8 protein-coding genes are annotated in these 12,271 nt (G+C 33.5%); 7 read left to right on the top strand and 1 reads right to left on the bottom strand.

Annotated elements, in window-relative coordinates; genetic code table 11:
• Nucleotides 1–45: 45 nt before the first annotated feature.
• Nucleotides 46–1,953, bottom strand: coding sequence for a type I glutamate--ammonia ligase (locus tag bsdtw1_RS20755; RefSeq protein WP_183279393.1), 1,908 nt, complete (start codon nucleotides 1,951–1,953; stop codon nucleotides 46–48).
• 700 nt (nucleotides 1,954–2,653) lie between these two features.
• Between bsdtw1_RS20755 and bsdtw1_RS20750 the strand changes: the two genes are divergently transcribed.
• The 7 genes from bsdtw1_RS20750 (at nucleotide 2,654) to bsdtw1_RS20720 (ending at nucleotide 12,228) form a co-directional block, all read left to right on the top strand.
• A complete protein-coding gene (locus bsdtw1_RS20750) occupies nucleotides 2,654–4,741 on the top strand; it encodes a glutamine synthetase III family protein (RefSeq protein WP_183279392.1) in 2,088 nt (695 codons plus the stop codon).
• Nucleotides 4,742–5,002: 261 nt separating this feature from the next.
• Nucleotides 5,003–5,779, top strand: a complete 777-nt coding sequence (gene murI, locus bsdtw1_RS20745) for a glutamate racemase (protein ID WP_371874740.1) — start codon at nucleotides 5,003–5,005, stop codon at nucleotides 5,777–5,779.
• A gap of 131 nt (nucleotides 5,780–5,910) precedes the next feature.
• Nucleotides 5,911–6,180, top strand: coding sequence for an STAS-like domain-containing protein (locus bsdtw1_RS20740; protein WP_183279390.1), 270 nt, complete (start codon nucleotides 5,911–5,913; stop codon nucleotides 6,178–6,180).
• Between the two features lie 306 nt (nucleotides 6,181–6,486).
• Nucleotides 6,487–6,999, top strand: coding sequence for a peptidylprolyl isomerase (locus bsdtw1_RS20735; protein WP_183279389.1), 513 nt, complete (start codon nucleotides 6,487–6,489; stop codon nucleotides 6,997–6,999).
• A 63-nt stretch (nucleotides 7,000–7,062) separates the two neighbouring features.
• On the top strand, nucleotides 7,063–7,428 hold the full coding sequence (locus bsdtw1_RS20730; protein ID WP_183279388.1) for a DUF3783 domain-containing protein: 366 nt from the start codon (nucleotides 7,063–7,065) through the stop codon (nucleotides 7,426–7,428).
• Complete coding sequence (locus bsdtw1_RS20725; protein ID WP_183279387.1) at nucleotides 7,429–8,118, top strand: XRE family transcriptional regulator; 690 nt, start codon at nucleotides 7,429–7,431, stop codon at nucleotides 8,116–8,118.
• A 102-nt stretch (nucleotides 8,119–8,220) separates the two neighbouring features.
• Complete coding sequence (locus tag bsdtw1_RS20720; RefSeq protein WP_280514173.1) at nucleotides 8,221–12,228, top strand: S8 family serine peptidase; 4,008 nt, start codon at nucleotides 8,221–8,223, stop codon at nucleotides 12,226–12,228.
• The last annotated feature ends 43 nt before the right edge of the window (nucleotides 12,229–12,271 follow it).

The raw sequence follows: 12,271 nt of genomic DNA, 5'->3' as shown, positions 1-12,271 counted from the left end.
AACCTATAAATTATAGGTTTCTTTTTTATTCTAATTAGTATTAATCTAAATGTCTATATCTAATAAATTTTTCTTATATGAATTATATAAATATCTTAATAAAGACATTTTATCGTCTAATTCTATTTGTAGATTTGATGCAGCTTCAAGATCGTCAGCTACGATAGCTTCCTTAATCTTTGTAAATAGACTTTTGTTTGTGTAGCTATCTTTCATTATATAGTGTCTCAAATCATTTATTGCCATCCAATTTGATATATCTAGGTCTAGTGCTTTATCAAGTGAGTGTAGAGATTTAAAGCTTCTTATTTCACTAGCATATTCAGAAATTACTCTGCTAGTTATTTCTGTAGTCCATCTCTTAGTTACTCCAAGTCTAAAGCTATTTATAAGCTTATCAGTGAATACATCATTTCTCTTTAATACTTCAACCTTTTTAGGATATTTATCTAAAGCTAATAGGTTTTCGTAAACAGTAGCAGGTGCTTTTCCGAAGAATTCATCTCTTTCTTCTTGAGTGAAATCTTCAAAAACATCTTCTTCAGCCCTGTACGCTCTATCTTTTTCTAAATAATCGGCATCTTCGCCAGCCCTTTTGGAAAGTTCAGCAAGCAATTGTCCTTCTGTCTTGTTATTTTCTAAAGCATACAATATGCCATCTAACATAGATAAATAGGATGTGCTCATGGCTAAATAAGTATTAGTATGAGGATTTGGTGCTCTAAGTTCGAATCTTGTTGCTAAAGGGCTATGAGGATCTCTTACAAGACCAGCTAAGATAGTTCTGTTTCTTGATGGGACCTCAGGACTGTGCCCTAATGAAGTAACTATGCAAACTGGAGCTTCATAACCTGGTTTTAATCTTCTCAAAGAATCGGCTGTTGAAGAAACAAAAGGATTTACAATTTCATAGTTTTTAAGAAGTCCCATTATAGCGCCATAACCTATAGCACTTAGGAAGTCATTTTTAGTTGCAGCGAAAAGATTGATTCTTCTTCCATCTTTAAGTTTAACACTAACACCAAGATGAGTATGCTCTCCGCTTCCTGCTACTCCTTCAATTGGCTTTGCAAGGAAAGTAACATCTAAGCCGTTTCTTCTAAAGGTCTCTTTTACAAGATTTCTTATGAATAACTCATTATCTGCAGATTGTAAGGCATCTGAATATTTCCAATCTATCTCCAACTGCTCCATTACGTGATTGAAGTTACCTGATGAATCAAACTTACCTTTAACTCCACCCACTTCTTTATGACCCATTTCTGGTTCGAAGCCGTAACTTTCCATTAAAATTAAGCTTTGCTCTAGCGCTGTTCTCACAACACCCTTAGTTCTAGTCCAATACTGTTCTTGTAATATCTGAGATGTTGATAATTCTTCTGTTTCAACTTTATCATTAGGAGTTTTTACCCAAAATTCAAGTTCAGTAGCAGAAGTTATTACGATTTGGTCTATATCATCTGACACTATTCCAAAAGGTTTAAGAGTTTCTGGTTTTTTTATAAATATATCTAATAATGTAGTTTTGAAAGTATCAACTGCAGATTTTAATATATGTCTTGAATCAACAGCAACTCCTTCATGATGAAGAAAGCAAGGTATTCTTAAAGTTCCAACAGGTTTGTTAGTTTCAGGATCTAAGAATTCATAGTTATAATCAATAAACCAATTTACATCTAAGTCTGTAATCATATCTACCTTAGCGTTGTTTAATGTAGCTATTTCAGGTAGAACTACTGATGAACCGTCAGTTTGAACAGCAGTGCCGTTTAAAAATGACTCTATATCGTCCTTAAATAGACTTACTGGAATCTTTTCATCTGTATCGTTACCTGATAAGTCGATACCAACTATTGATACAAACTTTATTTCTGGATGGGAACTTAATAAATTTAATAAATCTTCTTTATTATGCTTATCACTAGGAATAGTATAAATAAGATCTTTTGCCATAATATTTTGTACTTATCGATGTTATGTATAATAGCACGTAAGTACAAGTTCACTTCCTTCCGTTTTAAATTTGATATAGGTATATCTTTTGGTTATAGAGCTTATATTTTCAAAGTCTCCTCTTAAAACGATAGAGGAAACTAAAGAAATAACTTTTGTTTTCGTAATGAAGCCCTAGATATAGGGTTCCAACTTCAATTATTAATTTATACACCCTAAAGGTCATAGGTGCATGATTTTAGAACAAGTATAAATTAAGTTTTCGTAGAGGAACTCTATAGGTAATTGCTAGTGATACAAACGATTTAGTGTAATGTAATATTAAATTTGATCCTATATAATATAATTTTTATGATATTCATATCTTTAGGATGCTAAACTTTAATAGATTAATATGAAAAAAGCTACTTAATTTTTATATCATAAAAAAATTGTAGTATATGGAAACCTCTAGTGTCAATGAAATGCTGACAAAAAATCAAGAAAACCAGTAAAAAAAACTCTAATAAGTTATAAATTTGTCAATACAAAAAAGTAAAGCATTACAAATTATTAATTTTATAAAAATAAGCGATTTATATACATATTAGAGCCAAAGTGCTGTTAGCCAATATTTAAGATGCTATAATTTCTATAGCAAATTAAAAGATAGGCACGTTTTGTGTAAAAAAAGGTTTTGAATACGAAAGGGGCTATTACGATGAGCAATTTTGGTGAATTTTACGGTGAAAATGTATTTAATGATTCAATAATGAAAGAACGTCTTCCTAAAGCTACTTATAAGGCATTAAAGAAGGCAATAGAAAAAGGGGCAAATGTTGATTTAGCTGTAGCAGATGTTGTAGCTTTGGCATTAAAGGATTGGGCAGTTGAAAAAGGAGCTACTCACTTTACACACTGGTTCCAACCATTGACAGGCATTACTGCAGAAAAGCATGATTCATTCATTAATCCTACAGAGGATGGTAAGGTTCTATTAGAGTTCTCAGGAAAAGAATTAATAAAAGGTGAACCAGATGCATCTTCATTCCCATCAGGTGGAAGCAGAGCTACTTGCGCTGCAAGAGGATATACTGCTTGGGATATGACATCACCAGCTTTTGTTAAGGATGAGACTTTATATATACCAACTGCATTTGTTTCATATACTGGAGAAGCACTTGATAAGAAGATTCCATTACTTCGTTCAATGGAAGTTCTTTCAAAAGAAGCTATAAGAGTTTTAAAAGCTCTAGGAAATACTACAGCAACTAAAGTGACAACTACAGTAGGACCTGAACAAGAATACTTTATCGTGGACAAGAAGTTATATGACAAACGTCCAGATCTTATATATACAGGAAGAACTTTATTTGGAGCTAAGCCTCCAAAGGGACAAGAGTTAGAAGATCATTATTTTGGGTCTTTAAAAGAAAGAATATCCGACTACATGAAGGATTTAGATAAGGAACTTTGGAAGCTTGGTATTTCAGTAAAGACTAAGCATAACGAAGTTGCACCAGCACAACATGAGTTAGCACCAATATTTACTACTACAAATGTAGCAACTGATACTAACCAACTTACTATGGATGTTATGAAGAAGGTTGCATTAAGACATGGATTAGTATGTTTACTTCATGAAAAACCATTTGCAGGAGTTAATGGTTCAGGTAAGCACAACAACTGGTCAATGAGTACTGATGATGGACAAAATCTTCTTGATCCAACTGATGCACCACATAAGAGTAAGCAATTCCAATTATTCTTAACATCAGTTATAAAAGCTGTTGATGAATATTCTGATTTATTAAGAGCTTCAGCTGCAAATCCTGGAAATGATCATAGATTAGGTGCAAATGAAGCACCACCAGCTATAATATCAGTGTTCTTAGGAGATCAGTTACAAGATTTAATAGAACAAATTGAAAAGGGTGAAGTTACTTCATCATTATCAGCTGGAGAATTAGATTTAGGAGTTGCAACTCTACCTAAACTAGTTAAAGATCCAACAGATAGAAATAGAACATCTCCATTTGCATTCACTGGTAATAAGTTTGAGTTCAGAATGGTTCCATCTTCAGGAAGCATAGCTGACTGTAATACTGTATTAAACACAATAGTAGCTGAAGTTCTTTCAGAAGTTGCTGATAGACTTGAAAAAGCTACAGATTTAGATGCTGAAATAAATGCTATCTTAACTGAAACTGTTAAAGAGCATAGTAAGATAGTATTTAATGGAAATGGATATTCTGATGAATGGGTAGTTGAAGCAGAAAAGAGAGGTCTTCCAAATACAAAGACAACTGTTGAAGCTACAAAGGCATATATATCAGAAAAGAATATAGCATTAATGGAAAAGCACGGTGTATTAAGCAAGCTAGAAATGCATGCTCGTTATGATGTAAACTTAGAGATATATGCTAAGACTACAAATATAGAAGCTGAAACAACACTTGAAATTGCTAAACGTCAAATACTACCTGCAGTTATTAAGTTTGAAACAAGCTTAGCTAAATCAATAAGTGCTGTTAAGGCTGCTGGAGTATCTGCAGGGGTTCAAAGCGAGCTTTTAGCTGAAGTAGATGGATTAGCAGTAGCACTAAAGAAAAATATTTCTGAGTTAGAAGCATCAGTTGAAAAAGCACAAGCTTTAGATGGAGATGCTTATGCAGTTGCTCACTTCTACAAGTTTGATGTGTTCGAAAAGATGCAAGCTGTAAGAGCTGTTGCTGATACACTAGAAACTTTAGTTGATAAAGATGTATGGCCTTTACCAACTTACGGTGAATTACTATTTAACGTATAATATTAGATTATATATTTATTTGAATATAAATTAGAAAAGAGTTCTCACAGTAGTTTAATATTGTGGGAACTTTTTTTATTCCTTAAGAATTTATAATTCAATTATATCTGTGGATATATATGAGTAAAGACTTAAAGCATAATGTAGACGTGTATTTTGTTCACATGTATGAATTAGTAATTAAAGTTGTGACTTTGTATAGATTTATTAGCTGTAAAGTAATAAAATAATTTTAGAAACTATTAGGTTGGAGTGATGAGTATGAGTAACAATGAAAGTATAAAACCAATAGGTTTTTTTGATTCTGGAGTAGGTGGATTGAGCGTAATGAAAAAGGCTATAGAGTATATGCCTTGGGAAGATTACATATATTTTGGAGATTCTATAAATGCCCCATATGGAACGAAGACAGTTGATGAAGTTAAGGAACTTACATTTAATGCTGTGGAATTTTTAATAAGTAAAGGAGTTAAAGCTATAGTAATAGCCTGTAATACAGCAACTTCTGCTGCTATAGAAGATCTTAGAGCTTATTATAAAAATATTCCTATAATAGGCATTGAACCTGCACTTAAGCCAGCAGTAGAATTAAGCAACAATGGAAAAATAATAATTATGGCTACACCGATGACTCTTGTTGAGAAAAAATTCAAAACTTTGATGAAGAAGTATGCACAAGAGGCTGAAATAATTCCACTTCCTTGTGCGGGACTTGTAGAGCTTATAGAATCTGGAATTACTGAAGGAGATGAGTTGATAAGTTTCTTAAGCAAGAAGTTTATCGACATAGACAAAGATACTATATCTGCTGTTGTTTTAGGGTGCACACACTATCCTTTTGTGAAAAACGCTATAGCTAAGGTTCTTGGAAATAAAGCTTTACTAATTGATGGAAGTGAAGGCACTGCTAAGGAGCTTAGAAGGAGACTTGGAAAGGGAGGTATATTGGGGGATAAAGGTAGAAAGGGAGAGATAACCATATATAACTCACTTCAGGAAAATAAAGTGATTGAACTTAGTTATAAACTCTTAAAATAATGTAAAAAAACTTTGTTAAATTATTGACAAAATAATCAGTTCTTGATATATTATATATAGAGGATGAATTATCTGAAAATTATAAAAAAAGAATATAAATTCTTATCAATATATATCAAGGGGTGTGTCATATGAAAGTTAATGTTAGAGAGTTTTTAGGGGGAAATTTTGTTGTTGAGGATGCTATACTGCTAAGAGAGTTTATTCAAGAGAATATAGGTCAAGACATCGAGTTAGATTTTGAAGGATTCGAAAGAATTCCAACCACATTCTTATGTTGTTTATTTACAGATTTAATAAACAAGAATGGAAGAGACTTTATTATTTCGCATATTAATGTTAAAAACTTGTCAAATTTTAAGGATTATTCAAGAGTTGTTAGAGGAACAACATTTAATTAATCATAAATTTGAATATAATATAATTTAAAATACTGCGTGAGTAATGGAGCATGTTTAAGGGGGATAACTTAAATATGCTCCATTACTTTTTTATTCTTTAGGAATTTATACATTAATTATATCTGTATATAATTATGCGAACAGACTTAAGACTTAAATGACAGTTTACTCAATACAGTATATCTATCTATAGAATTATTGATATTACAGTACAAAGTATTATATAATTTACCTATGTAGAATTTAACATGGAAATAATGTCAATACTATAGATTATATTTCCGTACTTTGAAAGGAGAATTATTTATGAATCCAATAGTTACAATAAAAATGGCACAGGGCGGGGTAATAAAAGCAGAACTATATCCAGAGGTTGCACCTAACACTGTTAAAAATTTTGTATCTCTTATTAAAAAAGGTTTTTATGATGGAGTAATTTTTCATAGAGTTATACCAGGATTTGTTATACAAGGAGGAGATCCACAAGGTATAGGTGTTGGAGGTCCTGGATATTCAATAAAAGGCGAATTTGCAGCTAATGGTTTCAAGAATGATTTGAAACATACAAAGGGAGTTCTTTCAATGGCTAGATCTGGGCATCCTGATTCAGCAGGAAGTCAATTTTTCATAATGGTAGCTGATGCTCCACACCTAAATGGCCAATATGCAGCTTTCGGTAAAGTAACAGAGGGACTTGATGTAGTTGATGGTATTGTGGCAACAAAAACAGATTACAGCGATAAGCCATATGAAGATCAAGTTATGGAAAAAGTGACTGTTGAAGGCGCAGATGATCTTGGAGAACCTGAAACACTATAATATATAGATAAAACAGTTCCAAATAAAATATATAATATCAGTTTAAACTGGAGGTGAGCCAAAATGTTAGAAAACCAAAAATGTATTTTAGTCTATGGGCTAGAAAAAGAAGAATTAAAGCAGTTAGAGCTTACGAATAATAAGATAATAGTTATAACTACTGAGATGGTTGATATGAAAATTAAAGACTTAATTTCGGGCTTAAAGTTTGAGACTGTAGACAAAGCCTTGCCGCAGGAAAAGGTTCTGATATTTAACAATTTTGAAGATAAAGAATTACAGGAATATATAAAGATAGTTAGAGCCATAGTGAAGGAATCCATATTAGCGGTGGTTACGCCAACCTCTAGTGAATGGACTTTTAGTTATTTAATTGAGCACCTAATTGAAGAACGAGAATGGTATAAAAAGCAGAAAGGAAGAGTTTAATTGAGTAGGGTAGGAGATAAGATAAAGCAGACTAGAATTAATGCTGGCATTACTCAAAAAACATTAGCTAAAAAGCTAGGAGTAGCAGAAAAGTTTATAAATGAAGTTGAAATGGGTAAAAGAATACTTAATGAAGCTCTTATAGAAAAGATTGCTAAGGTACTTAATACAGACCTAAATGATGTCAACATGGTTGTAACAGATGAAGATTTGAAGAAAGAAAGAGAAATTGTAAAAAAGGTTTACGAACCTAAGAAATCTGAAGCTGCTCCTAAAGGCGAAACAGATGAGGTTTGGAATCAAGCTTTTGGTTCAGTTTTAAAGAATGTTCCGATTTATGATTATTCTATGACAAAAACATCTGGATACAAGGAAATGGTGCTTCATTCAAATAAGATTGAGGGACATAGTGTAGATAAGGTGTTTTATCTAAAAATCGAAAATGATGATATGGCAGGTTTTAGAATAACTGAAGGGGACTTAGCTTTTTGTCATAGCATTAAGGATATTGAAAACAATTCTATATGCTTGATAGAGCTTAATGATAGTAGGATTATACGACAGGTTAAGAAACTAGATAGCTCAAAAGTCCTTTTGATAAGTAATAAAGGCTCAGTAAAAACTGAGACTGCTAATGTTAAAGACATAAAGTTAATAGGAAAATTAGACAGACTAGAGATAGTTTTATAAAATACGAAGGAATTTTTATTAAGTAATAGAGTAATGCAGTGCATTACTCTATTATTTTTTGAATAACTTAGTATATGGAGATATTTTTAGGAGGAATTTACTATAGATAGCGGTAAAGTTGACGCAACACTTAACCTATTAGCTAATGTACCAAATGAATTAATAGGAAAACTATCAAAGATATCGGAGAATGAAAAGATAAACCAAGGTAGTATAGAGGTTGTCGTATTATTTGGGGATAATGTGGATAAAGTTGTGCAATCTGTGGATAAAATCGGAGGGAAACTTGAAAATCTAGGGTTTGGGTTTGGTATAGTAACAATTAAGGCTGTGGATATTAATAAGATTTCTGAATTAGAAGGTGTTCAATACGCAGAATTACCAAAGGTTCTGTTCACCTCAGATGCGAATAGTAACAGAGCGGCATGTGTTCCGCAAGTATATAGTGAATATAATGTTACTGGAGCAGGTGTGCTAGTAGGTTTTATAGACACAGGGATAGATTATACTCATCCAGCATTCAGAAACCAGGATGGAACTACAAGAATAGACTATATATATGATCTTACAGCTCAAGGAAAAGTATATGATAGAAATATGATAAATCAAGCTCTGCGCTCAAGTAATCCACTATCTGTAGTTGATGTCACAGATCCAATAGGCCATGGAACGCACGTTGCTGGTATAGCTTGTGCTGGAGGGAATATTGATAGACAGTACTACGGTGTAGCATATGAGAGTTCTATAGCAATGGTAAGAACAACTCGCTATGGATTTGCTAACTATGCTTTAAGTACTCAAATAATGAGAGGAATAAGATTTTTAATTGACCGATCAAATGAACTAAAAAAACCTTTAGTTATAAATATTAGCTTAAGCACTAATGATGGCGCACATAATGGTACTAGTTTGTTTGAACAGTATATACAGACAGTTTGTACTTTAGAAAGAATAGCTATAGTTATAGCAGCAGGTAATGAAGGAGAAGCAGCTCATCATGTAGGTGGAGAACTTAGAGAGCAGATAAATATATCTCTTTCAGTTTCAGAGGGAGAACCAACATTAACATTACAATTATATAAACCACTTCTTAGTAATTTATCGCTTGTTTTAACCACCCCATCTGGTATAAGAACTAGTGAAATAATTTTAAGTGAAGGATATAAGGAAACAACGGTTGGTGGCAATAGATGTCTGGTATATAATACAGGACCAAGGCCATTTGACATTGCGGGAGAAATAACCATAAGTCTTGTTCCTGTAGGAGAATCCTTGAGTGCAGGTGAATGGACTATAACATTAAAAACTTTAAATCAATATAGAGGGCTTTATGATATATGGTTACCAATTACTGAGACCTTAAATCCAAACACTAGGTTTTTACAACCTAATGTATTTAACACATTAGGAATACCAGCTACTGTGGAGGCGGCTATATCAGTAGGAAGTTATGACTACAAAACTAACAACTTATCGCCTTTTTCAGGTAGGGGAAGACTCCTAAATGTTTCGTTTAATAAACCAGATATATCTGCACCTGGGGAAGGTATATTGGCTCCAGTAGAGGGAGGAAGTTTTGATTCTAAGACAGGAACATCTATGGCATCACCTCATGTGGCTGGTATATGTGCGCTGTTACTTCAATGGGGCGTTGTAAAGGGAAATGATCCTTTTCTATTTGGTGATAGATTGAAATATTATATTATGAGATCAGCTAAAAGAGAAAGAACAGATGTTGCTTATCCTAACCCTAGTTGGGGATATGGCACTATATGTGCATATGATGCTTTAACTTTACTAAGAGCATCGCACGAAGGGAGAGGTTATATGAGAGATGGAGGAAGTAGACAAGAGAATGCCGAGGAAAGTGCAAACCCAAATAATCTACAAACTGCTACAGGATCGGTAGAATCTCAGGCTACGCAACAAAACACAGTTGGAGTAGTAGGCCAGAATAATCAGCAAACTACTGGAAGCCAGATAAGCAATTCAAATATAACAGGGAATACTGGCTTAACATTTGTAGGTCAGCAGTCTGGTATGCCCCAAGGAGCAATTGGGCAAAATGCAGATCAAAATGCGATTGGTGCAACTGGATCAATAGGAAATCAGCAGACTGGAAGTTTACAAGTTACACCTGGTATGAGCCAAGAAGGTAGTCAAATGGAGAGCACACAAAATGGTAGTAGTTCTACAGATATAAGTAATGCTATAGCTGGACCAGATGGCAATTTATTTTTAAACCCTAACTATAGATATTTTGCAATAGAGTATCAAGGCGACATAAAAAATGCCATCAAAAAGTATGGTGATGCTGATGTACTGATTTTGGATGAATACAATGCTGTTCTCGTAGCTCCAATAAGTAAAATTAATGATATTGTAAATAATGTACCAGAAGTAATAAATATCGATACAGGAAGAATATTTACCTTGTCCGCAATATCGCCAGTAGAAGCTTCTGATGCTACTTTATTCCACAATAATGTCTATCTTCCTCTAGATGGAGAAGGAGTAATTATTGGTATTATAGACAGTGGAATAGACTATCTAAATGATGAATTTATAAAAGAGGACGATACTACAAGGATACTGAGGATATGGGATGAAACTATACAAACTCCAAATGGAATACCAACAGGGTTCCCTTTCGGTACAGAATACACAGAACAGCAAATAAATAGTGCAATAAAAGCTAAAAGAGCTGGAAGTGATCCATATGCAATAGTTCCTTCTAAGGATGAAATAGGGCATGGTACTCACATGGCGGGACTTGCAGCTGCAAGAGGTAAGAATCCAGAAGTTATAGGTGCAGCACCTGGAGCTACATTGGCTGTTGTAAAGGTTAGGGAGGCCCCTCAAGGTTCTTTAGATTACTATTTTGCATATGGTCAGGCTCCTGGAAGGTATGGTAATGTTGATGTTTTATTAGCTGTAAAATATCTGTATAATTTAGCAATAAGCCTTAGAAGACCAATGGTAATATACTTACCGCTTGGCACAAACTTAGGATCTCATGATGGAAATGCATCTATAGAAAGATATATTGATGAAGTGGCGAAAGTGAGAGGTATTATCGTGGTTACCACTGTTGGTAATCAAGCTGAATCGGATACCCATACAACTGGAACATTAGCTAAAACTGGGGATAGCAGTATTATTGAATTAAGGATCGGAAGAGATCAAAGAAATATCCTGTTTGAGATTTGGATTGGGAAACCAGATAAATTTTCTTTATCCATAGTATCACCTTCTGGTGAAATTATTCAAAGGATACCGCCTAAGTTGAAACAAGCCAGCGAAATAAATTTCGTATATGAGAGAACTAGGATGTCTATTGAGTACTCTATACCAGAGAATACTACTGGAGATGAAAGAATTGTAATTAGAGCACAAGGTATAAAAGAGGGGATATGGCAGTTCAGATTAATTGGAGATCTTGTGGTCACTGGTAGATACGATGCTTATCTTCTTCAAAAAGATTTATTGGCACCAGATACAAAGTTTTTAAGTGGTAATCAATATACTACTCTTACAATTCCATCTACATCGAGAAGAATAATATCAGTAGCTTATTATAACCAAAATAATAATGCAACAGTAGGAGAATCTGGGAGAGGTTATACGAGAGACAATAGAATAAAACCTGATATCGCTGCAGGTGGTGTAAATGCACTAACTACTGATGTTGGAGGAGGAACTGTTACAGTCTCTGGATCAAGTGTAGCAGGGGCAATTACCGCTGGATGCTGTGCTTTACTTCTGCAGTGGGGAGTTGTTGAGAAGAATGATCCTACTATGTATGCTTCTAATATAAAAACTTATTTATATAGGGGGGCTACAAAAAGAGAAGGGGATGTATATCCTAACCCTCAATGGGGTTATGGAATGCTAAATATGAAAGGTGTATTCGATAATATAAGAAGTGTCATTAATAGTAAAGAAGACTCGGTTCAAGCTTTTAATAAACAAAATGATAGCATAAAGGAAGGCAACGAAAATAGCAATGAAAAATTGTTATATGATGATAATAATTATAGAGAAAACAATGAGTTTATAGAATTCAATAAAGGAAATTTAATAATTAGGATACCTAAGGTTAAAAAATAGTATTATCTTAGATAAAGATATATAAGTTGGTTTTCGAGACGAC

Origin of the sequence: Clostridium fungisolvens, from assembly GCF_014193895.1 — a bacterium.
Taxonomy (GTDB): Bacteria; Bacillota; Clostridia; order Clostridiales; family Clostridiaceae; genus Clostridium_AR; species Clostridium_AR fungisolvens.
Note: the sequence above shows the minus strand (reverse complement) of the source record. Positions and strands in the feature narration are given on the sequence as shown.

What these genes read in the sequence shown, in the direction of transcription:
- murI (WP_371874740.1), top strand. Translation starts at nt 5,003, where the DNA reads ATGAGTAACAATGAAAGTATAAAACCAATAGGTTTTTTTGATTCTGGA.
- bsdtw1_RS20740 (WP_183279390.1), top strand. Translation starts at nt 5,911, where the DNA reads ATGAAAGTTAATGTTAGAGAGTTTTTAGGGGGAAATTTTGTTGTTGAG.
- bsdtw1_RS20730 (WP_183279388.1), top strand. Translation starts at nt 7,063, where the DNA reads ATGTTAGAAAACCAAAAATGTATTTTAGTCTATGGGCTAGAAAAAGAA.
- bsdtw1_RS20750 (WP_183279392.1), top strand. Translation starts at nt 2,654, where the DNA reads ATGAGCAATTTTGGTGAATTTTACGGTGAAAATGTATTTAATGATTCA.
- bsdtw1_RS20735 (WP_183279389.1), top strand. Translation starts at nt 6,487, where the DNA reads ATGAATCCAATAGTTACAATAAAAATGGCACAGGGCGGGGTAATAAAA.
- bsdtw1_RS20755 (WP_183279393.1), bottom strand. Translation starts at nt 1,953, where the DNA reads ATGGCAAAAGATCTTATTTATACTATTCCTAGTGATAAGCATAATAAA.